The 16,012-nt window shown below is 51.7% G+C and carries 12 protein-coding genes; 7 read left to right on the plus strand and 5 right to left on the minus strand.

Features of this window, described 5'->3' with window-relative positions; all coding sequences use genetic code 11:
- Nucleotides 1-58: 58 nt before the first annotated feature.
- Together nirD and nirB are read right to left on the minus strand one after the other, a co-directional pair.
- Nucleotides 59-427, minus strand: coding sequence for a nitrite reductase small subunit NirD (gene nirD / locus R9X49_RS19295; RefSeq protein ID WP_319849961.1), 369 nt, complete (start codon nucleotides 425-427; stop codon nucleotides 59-61).
- Nucleotides 424-2,976, minus strand: a complete 2,553-nt coding sequence (nirB, locus tag R9X49_RS19300) for a nitrite reductase large subunit NirB (protein WP_319849962.1) — start codon at nucleotides 2,974-2,976, stop codon at nucleotides 424-426. The genes nirD and nirB overlap by 4 nt, the downstream gene beginning before the upstream one ends.
- 637 nt (nucleotides 2,977-3,613) lie before the next feature.
- On the opposite strand from nirB, the gene R9X49_RS19305 reads away from it, so the two are divergent.
- The 7 genes from R9X49_RS19305 to ppiA all read left to right on the plus strand — a co-directional run bounded on the left by R9X49_RS19305 (nucleotide 3,614) and on the right by ppiA (nucleotide 11,028).
- Nucleotides 3,614-4,768, plus strand: a complete 1,155-nt coding sequence (locus R9X49_RS19305) for a mandelate racemase family protein (RefSeq protein WP_319849963.1) — start codon at nucleotides 3,614-3,616, stop codon at nucleotides 4,766-4,768.
- Nucleotides 4,769-4,865: 97 nt separating this feature from the next.
- Nucleotides 4,866-6,476 carry an ABC transporter substrate-binding protein gene (locus R9X49_RS19310; RefSeq protein WP_263058179.1) on the plus strand — a complete coding sequence of 537 codons (1,611 nt, stop codon included), beginning with the start codon at nucleotides 4,866-4,868 and terminating at the stop codon, nucleotides 6,474-6,476.
- A gap of 132 nt (nucleotides 6,477-6,608) precedes the next feature.
- Nucleotides 6,609-7,649, plus strand: coding sequence for an ABC transporter permease (locus R9X49_RS19315; protein WP_015841965.1), 1,041 nt, complete (start codon nucleotides 6,609-6,611; stop codon nucleotides 7,647-7,649).
- Between the two features lie 38 nt (nucleotides 7,650-7,687).
- Nucleotides 7,688-8,569 (plus strand): ABC transporter permease, encoded by an 882-nt coding sequence (locus R9X49_RS19320; protein ID WP_319849998.1) that lies wholly within the window; start codon nucleotides 7,688-7,690, stop codon nucleotides 8,567-8,569.
- Nucleotides 8,541-9,428: an ABC transporter ATP-binding protein gene (locus R9X49_RS19325; protein WP_413775899.1), complete on the plus strand. Its 888-nt coding sequence runs from the start codon at nucleotides 8,541-8,543 to the stop codon at nucleotides 9,426-9,428. The genes R9X49_RS19320 and R9X49_RS19325 overlap by 29 nt, the downstream gene beginning before the upstream one ends.
- A gap of 44 nt (nucleotides 9,429-9,472) precedes the next feature.
- Nucleotides 9,473-10,249 carry an ABC transporter ATP-binding protein gene (locus R9X49_RS19330; protein WP_319850000.1) on the plus strand — a complete coding sequence of 259 codons (777 nt, stop codon included), beginning with the start codon at nucleotides 9,473-9,475 and terminating at the stop codon, nucleotides 10,247-10,249.
- Between the two features lie 206 nt (nucleotides 10,250-10,455).
- Nucleotides 10,456-11,028, plus strand: a complete 573-nt coding sequence (ppiA, locus tag R9X49_RS19335; protein WP_319849964.1) for a peptidylprolyl isomerase A — start codon at nucleotides 10,456-10,458, stop codon at nucleotides 11,026-11,028.
- An 88-nt stretch (nucleotides 11,029-11,116) separates the two neighbouring features.
- On the opposite strand, the gene pelZ is transcribed toward ppiA, so the two are convergent.
- The 3 genes from pelZ to pelB form a co-directional block, all read right to left on the minus strand.
- Nucleotides 11,117-12,394: a pectate lyase PelZ gene (gene pelZ, locus R9X49_RS19340; protein ID WP_319849965.1), complete on the minus strand. Its 1,278-nt coding sequence runs from the start codon at nucleotides 12,392-12,394 to the stop codon at nucleotides 11,117-11,119.
- 166 nt (nucleotides 12,395-12,560) lie between these two features.
- Nucleotides 12,561-13,685 (minus strand): pectate lyase PelC, encoded by a 1,125-nt coding sequence (gene pelC / locus R9X49_RS19345; protein ID WP_319849966.1) that lies wholly within the window; start codon nucleotides 13,683-13,685, stop codon nucleotides 12,561-12,563.
- Nucleotides 13,686-14,517: 832 nt separating this feature from the next.
- Nucleotides 14,518-15,642, minus strand: coding sequence for a pectate lyase PelB (pelB, locus tag R9X49_RS19350; protein WP_319849967.1), 1,125 nt, complete (start codon nucleotides 15,640-15,642; stop codon nucleotides 14,518-14,520).
- Nucleotides 15,643-16,012 lie beyond the last annotated feature (370 nt).

Raw genomic sequence — 16,012 nt, forward strand, 5'->3', positions numbered from 1 at the left:
TTTTCTTGAAAAATCAAATGGGGTTGTGCCCTGCGGCCACAGGGCATCGACCATTTCATTAAGGTAATGGTTGGCTATTATCAACCGCTATGCCATGGTCTGCGATGGATATTTGCACATTACCGTTGATTACCTGAGCATCGTACGCTGCAACAGAATAGGCTCCATCCTCCAGACAGAAGCCATCATAAAGGCGAAAATGTTGTTTTTTCAATGGGCTTGCCACCCAAAGCTCCTCATGATGTTCGGCCAGTATGCCACGGCTTAATACGCTAGCCTGCGCGAACGGATCGATATTGCTGATGGCGTAAACCTGCTCGTCGTTACGAGGCCGGAACACGGCGACCTGTTGCTGTTCGACGAGTGCACAAACGCCGGTGCCGGGCAGAATGTCGTCTAACTTACATACCGTAGTCCACTGGCTCATGCGCTTTCCTCCTCTAATTCAATCTGTTTCACCGGAATACGCTCGGCAGGGCGCGCCGGACGGTGTTGTTGACGTTCACCCACCATTTGCACATTCGGGTCACGTTCCGGGCTGTTAATGAAGTGGGAAAAGCGTTTCTGTGCTTCCGGATCTTCCAGTGTCGCCTGCCATTCGCAGAGGTAACCTTTGCGCAGCCGTGCGATATCGGCTTCAAGCTGATCGTTAATGCCCAGTTTGTCTTTCACAATCACGTTACGCAGATAGTCGATGCCGCCTTCAAGGTTATCCAGCCAGACGGACGTACGCTGGAGCTTATCGGCCGTGCGGATATAGAACATCATGAAGCGGTCCAGATAGCAGATGACCGTTTCGCGGTCTAAGTCGGCTGCCAGCAGGTCGGCGTGGCGCGGCTTCATCCCGCCGTTGCCGCATACATAGAGATTCCAGCCTTTTTCGGTGGCGATAATCCCCACGTCTTTACCCTGTGCTTCTGCACATTCCCGCGTACAGCCGGAGACGCCAAATTTCATTTTGTGCGGCGTGCGGATGCCTTTGTAGCGGTTTTCCAGCTCGACGCCAAAGCCCACGCTGTCGCCGACGCCAAAGCGGCACCAGGTGCTGCCGACGCAGGTTTTTGCCATACGCAGCGCCTTGGCGTAAGCGTGGCCGGTTTCAAATCCGGCTTCGATGAGTTGAGCCCATACGTCCGGCAGATCGTCTTTCTGCACGCCAAATAGCGCCATGCGCTGGGAACCGGTCATTTTGGTGTACAGGTTATATTGCTTCGCGATGCGACCGATGGCGATCAGACCATCCGGCGTGATTTCCCCACCTGCGGAGCGTGGGATCACGGAGTACGTGCCGTCTTTCTGGATGTTGCCGAGGAAGTTATCGTTGGAATCCTGCAACGGCGTGTGCTGTGGTTTGAGCACGTACTCGTTCCAGCAGGAAGCCAGCAGCGAGGCCACGGTCGGTTTACAGACCTCGCAGCCGTAGCCTGAACCGTGTTTCTCCAGCAGTTGATCGAACGTTTTGATTTTCTCGATTTGGATCAGGTGGTACAGCTCCTGGCGTGAATAGGCGAAGTGTTCGCACAGGTGATTATTGACTTCAATCCCCTGTTTGCTGAGTTCAGCGTTCAACACCTGTGTGAGCAGCGGGATACAGCCGCCGCAGCCGGTGCCGGCTTTGGTGGTTTCCTTAAGCGCCGCGACAGTATGACAGCCGCCGTTAATCGCTTTGATGATATCGCCTTTGGAGACGTCGAAGCAGGAGCAGATTTGGGCGCTTTCCGGCAGAGCATCGACACCCAGCGTCGGTTTTGCACTGCCAGCGGATGCAGGAAGAATCAGCGCTTCGGGGGAGTCCGGCAGCGGGATTTTGTTCAGCATGAATTGCAGCAGGTTGCCATAATCCCGCGTGTCGCCGACCAGTACGGCACCGAGCAGCGTTTTATTGTCGGCGCTGACGATCAAACGTTTATAGGTTTCTTTGTTTTCATCCAGCCACATGTAGCTGCGGGAGCCCGGCGTATGGCCGTGTGCATCGCCAATCCCGCCGACATCGACGCCCATCAGCTTCAGCTTGGCGCTCATATCGGCACCCTGGAATCGGTTTTCATGCCCTAACAGGTGGTCGACGGCAACCTGCGCCATCTTGTAGCCGGGCGCGACCAGACCGAATGGTCTACCCTGCCAGGCGGCACATTCGCCAATGGCGTAGACATCTGGATCGGAAGTCTGGCACCAGTCGTTAATCGCGATACCGCCGCGTGGGCCAATTTCCAGCGCACACTGGCGCGCCAGTTTGTCCTGCGCGCGGATGCCGGTAGAGAACACGATAAAGTCGACTTCCAGCGTACTGCCATCGGCAAACACCATTGTCTTGCGGCTTTCCAGACCAGAATGCTGGATGGCCTGCGTATTCTTGCTGGTATGCACGCGCACACCCATGTTTTCAATCTTGCGCTGCAGCAGGGTGCCACCCTGCGCATCCAGCTGTTCGGCCATGAGCACGGGCGCGAACTCAATGACGTGCGTTTCCACGCCGAGGTGTTTCAGTGCGCCTGCCGCTTCCAGACCCAACAGACCCCCGCCGATCACCGCGCCGCGTTTGCTACGGCGAGCGCAGTTTTCGATGGCGTTCAGATCTTCAATGGTGCGGTAGACGAAACAGTCTTGCCCGTTTGAGCCTTTAATGGCAGGAATCCAGGGGTAGGAGCCGGTTGCCATGATGAGCTTGTCGTAATACACGGTACGACCGGAATTGGAGTGAATAGCTTTTTCACTGCGGTTGATGGTGATAGCGCGTTCACCGAGCAGGACTTTAACGCCATTTTTTTCGTAATAGCCTTCGCGTACTAAGGAAAGCTCTTCTACCGTGTGGTGCGCGAAGTAAGAAGAGAGGTGGACACGATCGTAGGCGACGCGGGGTTCTTCACAAAAAACGGTAATTTCGTAGGTGGACGTCGGGGCCTTATCCAGCAACTCTTCGATAAAACGGTGGCCGACCATCCCGTTACCGATAACAGCGAGTCTGACTTTGTTCATTTTTGCCTCAAAATTGCTTCTTCTGAGGTTACCTTATCGCTCCACAGAGGACGCTTATTGATGTACATCAAATAGTCTTTTATATACTACTTTATGAGTATCCTTATGATTTTACTTATTTTTTATTAAGCCTTGGTTTTTGTTGGGGTTTTAGTGACTGGCAAAAATGAGACCTATAGCACGCTTTTGGTCAGAAGCCGACTGATTAGCGGCCAATCCGGTATCAGAGTAATCGTCCCCCTCGTCAATCATTCGCGTGTCTGAGCGCTTAAAAATAAAACTAAGGGATTATCCATTTGTTTAATAAGGATATGAAATTTTCTGGTGATAATGCTCACAGCTTTATGTGCGATTGCACAATTATCGGCGACATAATTTCGTCATATGGAAGAAATTGCCTAATGACTAACGGCGTAACAACCTTAATAATTGAAAATAAAACACCATTTTTTTTTAATTAGCACGCTATTTCTATTCTGTGACGTTGATCGACTTATAAGGTCGTACCAGAGAGAGATAGGCGCTTTTTATCTACCCGTCCCGACACAGTTAGTAGAGTTATTCTTTAATTATTTATATGGCTTACATTCGCAAATCTTGTACATGAGTTGTGTTAAACATCAAGGCAGGTAACAACGTGAAAATAGAATCAATTGATGTCACCGTCTTCACTTATCCCACACGCCGGGTTTCCGACAGTGCGGGTCATTCACACCCGGGACCTGAAAATCAGGCCAAGATGGCGCTGTTAACCATCACGGCAGATGATGGCCAAAAAGGTTACGCTTTCGCTCCGCCGGAAGTGATTCGTCCTCATATTGTTAATGCTTTCTTCCGCAAAGTGCTGATTGGGCAGAACCCGTTCGACCGTGAACGCCTCTGGCAGGATTTGGTGCATTGGCAACGCGGTAGCGCCAACCAGCTGACCGATCGCGCGCTGTCGATTGTGGAATCCGCACTGTGGGATCTGCAAGGCCGCGTACTGAACATGCCGGTGCACAAACTGCTCGGCGGCTATCGTGAAAAAGTCCCGGCCTACGGCAGCACCATGTGTGGCGATGAGCTGGAAGGTGGTCTCTCTACCCCAGAGGAATACGGCCAGTTCGCCGAAAAGCTGGTGCAGCGCGGCTATAAAGCCATCAAGTTGCACACCTGGATGCCACCGGTGTCATTCGCGCCCAGCCCGAAGATCGACGTGAAAGCCTGTGCCGCAGTACGTGAAGCCGTTGGCCCGGACATCTGCCTGATGCTGGATGGCTACCACTGGTACAGCCGCAGCGATGCGCTGTATATCGGTCGTGAACTGCAAAAGCTCGATTTCACCTGGTTTGAAGAACCGATGGAAGAACAGAGCATGGCGTCCTACAGCTGGCTGACCAAGAGCCTGGATATTGATGTCATCGGGCCGGAAAGTCTGTCAGGCAAATACTTCAGCCGTGCTGACTGGGTTAAAGAAGGCGCATGCGACATTTTACGCGCGGGCGTACAAGGCGTGGGCGGTCTCTGGCCGTGTATGAAGGTCGCGAGCCTGGCGGAATCCTTCGGTATGGACTGCGAAGTTCACGGTAACGGCGCGCCAAACCTCAACGTCGTTGGGGCGATCAAAAACTGCCGCTGGTATGAGCGCGGGCTGCTGCATCCTTTCCTCGATTATGACGAACCTGCTGCGTATCTGAATTCGATTGTCGATCCAATGGACAACGAGGGCTTTGTGCATCTGCCGCAACGTCCGGGGCTGGGAGAAGATATCAATTTTGACTGGATTGAGGAGCATACCCTGAGTAAAGAATAACTTTTGTATGAATGGTTTTTTGTTCGATCTGAAAGATAGCCTTACCTAAAAAATAAAAAGTTGTCGTCTTCCATGCTCCCACACCTGGAGAATAATGATGAAAGCACGAGCAATACTCCGTACCCTGCTGTTAGGTTCACTCTGCATGGCCGCTACGCCGGCCATTCTATCGGCAAAAACCCCTGACGATCAGCTGATCGTGGGGATGAACATGAACAACATGCTCTCACTCGATCCGGCCGCCATGACCGGTAACGAGGTGGTGGGCATTATCGTCAACCTCTATGACTCGCTGGTGGTGCTGGATCCCGCCAACCTGAGTAACATCCAGCCTTCTCTGGCGAAAAGCTGGAGCGTCAGTGATGACGGTAAGGTCATTACCTTCAATCTGGTGGATAACGCCAAATTCCATTCCGGTAACCCCGTAACGGCGCAAGACTTCGCCTGGTCGATGAAGCGTCTGCTGAATCTCAACATGGCGCAGGCTACGACGTGGAAATCTTACGGTTTCACCGCGGAAAACGTGGAGAAAATGATCCGTGCCAAAGACGCCCACACCGTTGAAATTGAACTGCCAAAACCGAACGACCCCAAACTGGTGCTCTACTCGCTGGCGACGCTGGGTAGCGGATCGGTGCTGGATAGCAAAACGGTGATGCAGCATGAGAAAAACGGTGACTGGGGCAACGGCTGGCTGACCACGAATGAAGCCGGTTCTGGCCCGTTCAAGCTGGACGTGTGGCAGGCGAAAGACGTGCTGCGCATCAGCAAGGTTGAGAACAACTGGCAGGGCGACGCAAAAATGCGGCGCGTGATTTTCCGCCACATGACCGAGTCACAGGCGCTGCGCCTGATGATTGAAAAAGGCGATATTGACGTGGCCTCTGGGATGTCGGTGCCGGATATCAATGCGCTGAAACAAGATAAAGACGTTGTGGTTGATGAGGTGAAAAAAGGCACGCTGTACTACGTTGCAATGAGCCTGAAAAATGAATACTTCGCAAAACCAAAAGTGCGCGAAGCGGTTCGTTACCTGATTGATTACGATGGTATCAATAATACGGTCATGCCCGGCTATGGTTTCTATCATCAGCGCCCCATCCAGAAAGGGATGGATGCGACGTTGCCAGATCCTGGCTACAAGCTGGACGTGCCGCGTGCTAAAGCGCTGCTGGCCGAAGCGGGCTACCCAAATGGATTTGAAACCACGCTGCGTGTTCTGTCCGACCAGCCGTTCCTGAATCTGGCGACATCGGTACAGTCCACGCTGGCACAGGCGGGCATCAAAGCCAAAATCATCTCCGGCACCGGTAATCAGGTTTACGGCGCGATGCGCGATCGTAAATTCGACATGCTGGTCGGCCGTGGCGGTGGCGGCGTCGATCCGCATCCTCACTCCAGCCTGCGTTCTGTTGTCTATAACCCGGATAACAGCGACGAAGCCAAACTGACCAACTTCCAGGGCTGGCGCACGTCTTTCTACGACAAGCCTCTGAACGACATGATCGATCAGGCGCTGTTGGAGAAAGATCCTCAGAAACAAAAGCAGATGTATATCAACGTGCAGAATCGTTATGAAGAACTGTTCCCGGCCATTATTCCGGTGTCGCAGATGATCGATTCTGTGGTGTTACGTAAGGACGTGAAAGGCTATGTGCCGCATCCGTCTTCTACGACGCATTTGCGCGAGGTGTATAAGCAGCGCTAGTGTCCACACGTTAAACCGGATGATTAGCCGACACGTTCCCGGCTAACCATCCCGATCAGATACGCTAAAAAGAGATGACCGCGTGAGTGGTGATTTGCTGTCGCCGCTAGCCGGGATATCAGGAGAAAGAACATGGTTTTCTCTGATTGGATCAAGCCGGGTGGAGTACTGCGTCGTTTGGCAAAGCGTCTGTTTCAGGTGATCGTCACGCTGTTCGGGTTATTAATCCTGACCTTCGTGATCGGCCGCGTGATGCCAATCGATCCAGTCCTGGCTATTGTCGGACAGGATGCCGACCAAAGTACCTATCAACAGGTTTACCAACAGCTGGGGTTGGATAAGCCGCTGTATGTGCAGTTCTTTATTTACTTTAATTCGCTGATGCATGGGGATCTGGGCAATGCGCTCCTGACCGGACGACCGGTGATGGATGACATTATCCGCGTCTTCCCGGCAACTGTTGAGTTGGCGACGATGGCGATTATCGTCGGTGCTGGTCTGGGTGTACCGCTAGGCGTGCTGGCTGCGGCGCGACGTGGCAAGTGGGCGGATTATGTGGTGCGTTTTATCAGCCTGGCCGGTTATTCCACGCCGATATTCTGGGTCGGTATGATGGGGCTACTGGTGTTCTATGCCTGGCTGAACTGGGTTGGTGGAGCAGGGCGGGTTGATATGGCCTATGACGGCCTGGTGGAAAACCGTACCGGTCTGCTGCTGGTGGATTCGTTACTGGCGGGTGAGTGGGATGTGTTCCGCAGCGCGCTGAATCACCTGGTGTTGCCGGCCACTATTCTTGGTTTCCACTCGCTGGCCTATATCAGCCGTATGACGCGTAGCTTCATGCTGGCGCAGCTTTCGCAGGAATACATCATTACTGCGCGAGTGAAAGGGCTGTCTGAGTTCCGTGTCGTCTGGGCACACGCGTTTCGCAATATTCTGGTTCAGCTTCTGACGGTGGTGGCGCTGGCGTATGGCTCGCTGCTGGAAGGGGCGGTACTGATCGAAACGGTCTTCTCATGGCCGGGCTTTGGTTCCTATCTGACTGGCAGCCTGCTGCTGGGGGATATGAACGCGGTGATGGGCTGTGTGCTGCTGGTCGGGTTGATCTTCGTGACGCTTAACCTGCTGTCGGACATGTTGTATCAAATCTTTGATCCGAGGACGAACGCATGAATATTTCCTCTGAGCCGCCGGTCACTCGCGAATCGGTAATGCGGACACCGCCGGAAAAACGCGTGAGCCGCCTGCGGCTACGCGGTGCGCGAATCGGCGGGTTTCTCTTGACGATGCTGCGCAATCCGCTGACCGCGATTGGTTCTGCGATTGTGCTGATGTTGATGCTGGTCGCCATTTTCGCCCCGTGGATCGCCACGCACGATCCGCTGGTACAGGACTTGGCTAACGCGTTACAAGCCCCGAGTGCGGCGCACTACTTTGGCACCGACGAGTTTGGTCGCGATGTGTTTAGCCGTCTGGTCTATGGTTCACGCATCACGCTGTATATCGTTGCGCTGGTGTCCGTCACCGTTGGGCCTATCGGGCTGGCGCTGGGCGTGGTGGCTGGGTATTACGGCGGGATTGTCGATACCATCCTGATGCGTATCACCGATATCTTCATTTCGTTCCCTAGCCTGGTGTTGGCGCTGGCGTTCGTTGCGGCACTTGGCCCAGGTCTGGAGCATGTGGTGATCGCGATTACGCTGACGGCCTGGCCGCCGATTGCCCGTCTGGCAAGGGCGGAGACGCTGTCGCTGCGTCACGCGGACTTTGTTTCTGCCGTGAAGCTGCAAGGGGCATCCTCTATTCGCATCCTGCTGCACCACATTGTGCCGCTGTGTCTGCCGTCGGTGATTATCCGTATCACCATGAATATGGCTGGTATCATTCTGACCGCGGCGGGTCTGGGCTTTCTGGGATTGGGGGCGCAGCCGCCCGATCCTGAATGGGGCGCGATGATCTCTGCGGGTCGTCGTTACATGATGGAGTGCTGGTGGTTAGTAACTATTCCGGGGCTGGCGATTTTGATTAACAGCCTGGCGTTCAACTTCCTTGGAGACGGCCTACGTGACATCCTCGATCCCAGAACTGAATAAGTTTTCTCAACGTGCGCCGGGAAGCTCGCCCCTGATGGAAGTGGAAAATCTGCGGGTGAGTTTCGTGAATCGCGGGACGGTGACTGATGCCGTGCGCGGCGTATCCTTCACGTTGGGCTGTGAAAAGCTGGCGATTGTCGGCGAATCCGGCTCCGGTAAATCGACGGTCGGCCGTGCGCTGTTGCAGTTGCATCCGCACAGCGCGCGGATTACGGCGGACAAACTGCGTTTCGGCGATACCGATCTGCTGAAAGCGGATGAGGCGCGGATGCGTCAGATTCGCGGCAAGCGTATCTCCATGATTATGCAGGACCCAAAATACTCGCTGAACCCAGTGGTGTGCGTCGGCGATCAGATTGCCGAAGCCTATCTGGCGCACCATAAGGTGTCGCACCGTGAGGCGAAGGAAAAGGTCATGGCGATGCTGGACGTCGTACGTATTCGTCAGCCAGAGCGCGTATATAATTTGTATCCTCATGAAATCTCAGGCGGTCAGGGGCAGCGCATCATGATTGCGATGATGCTGATTACGGAACCCGAAATCGTGATTGCCGATGAACCGACCTCCGCGCTGGACGTGTCTGTGCGCTTGCAGGTGCTGGCGATGTTGGACGATTTGGTGAGCGAGCGTGGCCTGGGGCTGATTTTCATTAGTCACGACATCAATCTGGTACGCAGCTTCTGCGATCGTGTGCTGGTGATGTATGCCGGGCGCGTCGTGGAGTCCATTGCTGCCGCCGATCTCGACAACGCGCAGCATCCGTACACGCGTGGGTTGCTGAATTCGCTGCCGGATATCGATCATCGCCGTCCACGTTTGCCGGTAATGAATCGCGATCCTGCCTGGATCAACGGATAAAGGGGATAATCATGGCAACTGAAGCAATGAGTCAGCGTAAGCCGATGATCGAAGTGAATAACCTGAATCTCTCTTTTGGTCATGGCAGCGCGAAGAATCAGGTGTTGTACGATGTGAACCTCACCGTCAACGATGGCGATATCTTCGGTCTGGTGGGGGAATCGGGCTCCGGCAAAACTACGGTGCTGAAGTGTCTGGCCGGGCTGTTTAACCATTGGGAAGGCACGCTGCTGATTGGCGGTAAGAAACTGGCGCACCGGATCGATCAAGCGCGCTGTCGCCAGGTGCAGATGGTGTTCCAAGATCCGTACGGATCGCTGCATCCTCGTCATACCGTGGAATCCATTCTGGAAGAACCGTTGTCGATCCACCGTTTTGACGATCGTGACGATCGTATCGACAGCTTGCTGGAGAAGGTTGGGCTGGGAACGAACTTCCGTCGCCGCTACCCGCACCAGCTTTCGGGCGGGCAGCGCCAGCGTGTGGCGATTGCCCGTGCGCTGATTCTGGAGCCAAGGGTTCTGCTGCTGGATGAGCCGACGTCGGCGCTGGATGTGTCGGTACAGGCGGAAATTCTCAACCTGCTTATGGAGTTGCAGCAGCAGGAAAAGCTGACCTACCTGATGGTGACGCACGATTTGGGCGTAATTTCCCATTTGTGTCATAAAGTGGCGGTGATGCAGTACGGCAAGATACTGGAGACGCTGGAAACCGACGATCTGACCAGTGATGTGCCGAAGGATGCGTATACCTCGATGCTGGTGGATGCCAGCCGTCAGTACAGTCGTGATCTGGCGATACGCTCGGAGCGCATGGGCTAGATGCGTACGGACTAGATACGCTGCGCGATAATCATCATAGGGGCCGAGCAATCGGCCCTTTTTTTATCCTTTGCACAGGTTTTCGCTCACAGTTGGTTACGAACAGACTTTTATACGTAAAAAAAGGTAAATGGGTAGCGTTGAAGAGTGTGGATACTTACAATCACTACGCTTTCTGTAGTCGGCCTCTTCAAAAAGGAATTCTCATGTTCAAACGTACTCTGGTTGCCGCGGCAGCCCTTATTTCACTGACGGCATTTTCTCCCGCCTTTGCGGCTTCTGACACCACTACGCGTGTACTGTTGACGACGTCTGCGGGCAATATCGAACTGTCTTTAGATAACCAAAAAGCACCAGTTTCGGTAAAAAATTTCGTCGAGTACGTTAACAATGGTTTTTATAACGGGACGACATTTCACCGTGTGATCCCTGGTTTTATGGTGCAAGGCGGCGGCTTTTCTGGCGAAATGAACCAAAAAGCGACGAATGCACCGATCAAGAATGAAGCCGACAACGGCCTGCGTAACCAACGCGGCACGATCGCGATGGCGCGTACCGCAGAAAAGGATAGTGCGACCAGCCAGTTCTTTATCAACGTTGCAGACAATGCGTTCCTCGATCACGGCCAGCGTGATTTTGGCTACGCCGTGTTCGGTAAAGTCGTGAAGGGCATGGAAGTGGTAGATAAGATCTCTCAGGTACAAACGAAGAATGTCGGGCCTTACCAGAATGTGCCGACCACGCCTATCGTGATTCAGTCCGCGAAAGTGCTGCCCTGAGTGGTGAGATAGATAAGAGCTGAGAATACGAAAAAGGCCACTGATGTGGCCTTTTGGCATTTTACTCTGCTATTCCATTACCGCCGTTTTATTCCAGTGCTTTTGCCATCTGCTGTAGCCAGGTATCCACACCCGTGCTCGGCACGTTCAACTGACGGTAGGTGGCTGTTGCAACGGGATAGCCGCCAACCTCTTCCTGGCTGTTCACGAAGCCACCTGTCCGCTGTTTGACATTCTCTACGATACGTTTATCGACGGCATCACGATCTTTCGGTCGTGCGCCTGCGCTTTGCAGTACCTGATTGGTAACGGCGCTGGCGGGTGATGCCGTTAAACCAGAAGGCCAGATAGGGGACACTTTGAGTAAATTAATCCCGCTGCCTGAGGTTTGCGGTGCGGTTTTTCCTTTAGCATCGTAAGCGAGGTTATCTGACATCCAGACATCGCCGGAGCTGTTGCTTCCTACCAATCCTAAACCTGCTTTGGTATTGGCACCGTAGTGCATCACGTTACCCGCAACGGAAACGCGTGGGCTGGCGGGCATGGTTTTCCCTTCCCACTCACCCTTAACTCCACCAACGCGAACGCCCCAAATGCCGGGGTTGTAGATCAGATTATTGACCATGACACCCGTTGAGCCAGCCTTGAACCAGGCGTTGCGCTCGTTGTTGTGCGCATACAGGCTGCCAATGATTGACACATCAGTCACGTTATCGTGAACCAGCGTGCCCATCGAGTGGATGCCTTTGGTGTGAGCCGAGTCGTATAAGCCTTCAGCAACAATATTATTTGAAAGTGTGATGCGGTGTGCGGTTCCCTGTGGGCCGTCATAGCGTGGGCCAGAGATAGACAGGTTTTCGTCTGTCCCCCAGGCGAAACTCGAGTGGTCGATTACGACGTTGTAGGCATCTTTACCGTTGATTGAAACATCGCGTTCAAAGCCGCTTTTTTTACCCGTACCGGCATCGCCGATGCGAAAACGGATATGCTGCATAAGCACATCATGCGTGCTAATTCCCATTCCGCCGCGAATGATTGTAATGCCGGGAGAGGGGGCAGTCTGGCCGGCGATGGTGACAAACGGCTCCGTTAACCGAAGGTCGCTTTTATTCAGGTCGATAATCCCGCCAACCTCAAAAACAATAATGCGCGGCCCTTTGGCGGCCAGGGCTTCCCGAAGTGAACCGGCTCCGGAAGAAGCCAGCGTTGTGACGCGAATAATACGCCCACCGCTGCCTGCGACGGTATCGGTTCCGAATCCTTTCAGCTCTGGTGCTGCCGGTGTGGCGGCGCTAGCCATCGGTATGCCGACACTGAATACTAATCCAGTGCTGAACAGTGCGGCGAACAGAAGAGAACGTTTCATTTCATTTCCTTGAATATTAACGATAAAAATGAGCGAGCCCTTAGGGCTCGCTCAAGTGCGGCCCGAACGATAAACCGACGGGCGTTAAACTCGCTTGCAGGCTCCTGCTAGCACAGGACAATGAGGGGCGGAGCCTGAAGTTCGCTTATTTACGCTTTACACTTAATTAGTTACAGCTTGCTGCCGTCAGGACGGCAAGGTTTTTGCCTACGCCAGCATAGTTCGCCAGTTTATCCTTCACGCACTGTGGTGAAACGGTAGAGTAGCTGTAAGGAAGAGAAGGGAATGTGCCTGTGCTCTTCCAGTCTTCAGCATTCACGTAGGGCTTGGAATCTTTATCCCAGGTGATGTTGTATTTAGCGAAGTCAGCCGGGCTCATAACGTTGTTATTACGCAGATCCCAGGTACCGAAGTTGGAACCGTCGTAACGTGAGGTCACTGGGTTTTTCGCATTTTCGAACCAGTTACGTTCGATCAGCGCAATACCATTCTGGCGCACGTTCAGACCAGAACTGGTGATACCAGTATACAGGTTGTTGTAGGCGTGAACTTTACCGCCACGTTGCAGTGGGAGGCGAGCGTTAACGTCATCGTAAATATTGTGATGGTAAGTCAGGTCACGGCCAGTATCGCTGCTGCTGAAGCCGCTCAGCCCCACTTTTTTGATGCCGTGAATGTAGTTGTACGACACCGTTACGTTGGTTGAGGCTTTCTTGATATCAATCGCGGATTCGAATGTGGTGTCACCGTCTTTTGTGCCTGCGCATTCAAAGTTTTTCGCGAAGATCTCGTTGTGGTCAATCCAGACGTTTGGTGTGTTATCGATACGAATCGCATCGCCGTCCTGCGCGCCGCCAGGCATGTAGCCGAAACGCATATTGCGGATAACGATATCGGATGATTTAACCAGCCAGATCCCAAAGTTAGCGGAAGAACCGTTGGTTCCGATAATGGTAATCCCTTTGGTGAACTCTTTGATTTCCACACCACGTGCGTCTTTCTTCCACTGACCGCAGATATCGTTCTCTGCGGCTTTAATCAGCGCGTCTTCATTACCGTTATAGGTGATGACGAGCGGGTAAGCGCCCCCTTTGACTTTCTTACCTTTGGAATCCAGCTTCGCTTCTTCGATGATATCAATAATATCTTGCATGGAACGTGCGGTTTTTTTCACGGCACCGGCAACGTCGCCGCCGTCAGTGGTGGCATAACCCCCCGTATTTGCCGCCATTGTCGGTTGAGCCGCAAGTAATAACAGCCCAGCGGCTGCAGAAGGCAGTAGGTATTTCATTCAGGTACTCTCCTTGGAATTGAATTTTTTGGGTATAAATGATCCACATAACCCAGATTATATTATTGGGTTGTTTCAATAAAAATGAAATCAAGGTTTATTGAAATCCCGATTAAGTGTTATCATAAAAATAAAATAATTCAATATTTAGGTATTAAATCTATCGGATGAATAACGCACAAAATATTGATGACTAATAAGTATCTATTTTAAATGGTAATATTTTTTTTCATTTTTTCTAAAAAATGACGTTGAGAGTTTTTATGAAAAATAAAATTATATTTCGTTTTATTATTCTGCGGTGAGGTAGCTTTGATAGCGGTGATAACTGTGAGGGACATCAACAAATAAGTAAAATTTCCTCATTGAGATGGTCATGCCAAAAAATAGTTGATGCCGATCAAATTATTAATTAATCCCGTGTTGATGAGTCACGATTCTTTTTATTATTTAATCCTTAATTAATGAATGGTTTTTTCATTAATCAATCAAGCTATTAATTAATTACTAAATAATTAGTCTGATCTTTAATTATCCTCTCTTTAAGAAATCGGTATCCATGTTCATGTGTAGGTTTCCATAAAAAATGAGCGAGCTCTTAGAGCTCGCTCGGGTAGAACCGTGCATACTCGTAATACTTCAAGTTGCATGTGCGTTGGCTACGTTCAGTCACCCGAATCACTTACTTGAGTAAGCTCATCGGGATTCCCTCTCTTGCCGCCTTCCTGAAACTCGAATTATTTGGAGTATATCAGCGTGAAGAGACACGGCTGCGGGACATTCAGGCTGATGATTTCCTGTCACTTATGTGACGGAGAAAGCCTGACCGCCTTTATTTGCAGTTAGCTGCTGTCAGTACCGCCAGGTTTTTACCTACGCCAGCATAGTTTGCCAGTTTATCCTTCACGCACTGTGCAGAAACCGGGGTGTATTTATAAGAGATGGAAGGGAATTTTCCGGTGCTTTTCCAATCATCCGCATTGATATGAGCAGAGGAAGGTCTGCCCCAGGTGATGTTGTATTTGGAGAAGTCTGCCGGTTTGGTGATGTTGTTGTTGCGCAACTCCCAGGTACCGAAGTTGGAGCTGTCGTTACGTGCTGTCACCGGGTTCAGTGCATTTTCAAACCAGTTGCTTTCGATCAGCGCGATCCCTTTCTGGCGGACGTTAAAGCCTGAACCGGTGATGCCGTCATACAGGTTGTTGTACGCATGAACCAGACCACCACGCTGCAGCGGCAGACGTGAGTTAACATCACGGTAGATATTGTGATGATAAGTCAGGTTACGACCCGTATCCGAATTGCTTGCACCGCTCAGACCCACTTTTTTAATGCCGTGGATGTAGTTGTAGGACACCGTGACGTTAGTTGACCCTTTCTTGATATCGACGGCCGATTCAAAAGTAGTGTCATTGTCTGGCGTGCCTTTACACTCAAAGTTTTTGGCAAAGATTTCATTGTGGTCAATCCAGACGTTCGGCGAGTTATCGATACGAATAGCATCGCCGTCTTGTGCACCGCCCGGCATATAGCCAAAGCGCATATTACGTACGACAACGTTGGATGAATTGATAATCCAGATACCGAAGTTGGCGGATGAGCCATTGGTGCCCTGAATGGTGATCCCTTTGGTAAACTCTTTGACTTCTACGCCGCGCGCGTCCTTACTCCACTGACCGCAGATATTTTTTTCGGCCGCTTTGATTAGCGAGTCTTCATTACCGTTATAGGTGATGATAAGCGGATACGCACCGCCTTTAACTTTCTTGCCTTTTGAATCCACTTTTGCGGCTTCAATGATATCCACAATTTCTTTCAGAGAACGTGCGGTCTTTTTTACGGCACCGGAAACTTCTCCACCATCCGTGGTGGCATAACCGCCCGTATTTGCGGCCATGGCTGGCTGAGCAGCGAACAGTAACAATCCGGCAGCTGCCGTAGGCAATAGGTATTTCATTATAACTGTCTCCTTGGAATATAATTTCATGGGCATTTATTGCTCCGTATGCCCGATGTAACAGGTATACCCGTTATTCTTCAAATTGCATGTACGTTGGCTACGTTCAGTCACCCGAATCACTTACTTGAGTAAGCTCATCGGGACTCCTTCTCTTGCCGCCTTCCTGAAATTCGAATTATTTAGGGTATACACATTTTTCAACAAAAATGAATCTCAATTTTGATGAAAAACCAAGGGGAGTGTGGTCAAAAAATAAGATCAGTTCAAGGGTGAAATGTTAAATGTATCATGGATGAAACATTTTGTAATACTGATGATTGAATAATTCGGGTTTTATAGGAAACACCATTCTTTTAAAAGAATAGAA

Origin of the sequence: Pectobacterium carotovorum (assembly GCF_033898505.1) — a bacterium.
Classification (GTDB): Bacteria; Pseudomonadota; Gammaproteobacteria; order Enterobacterales; family Enterobacteriaceae; genus Pectobacterium; species Pectobacterium carotovorum_J.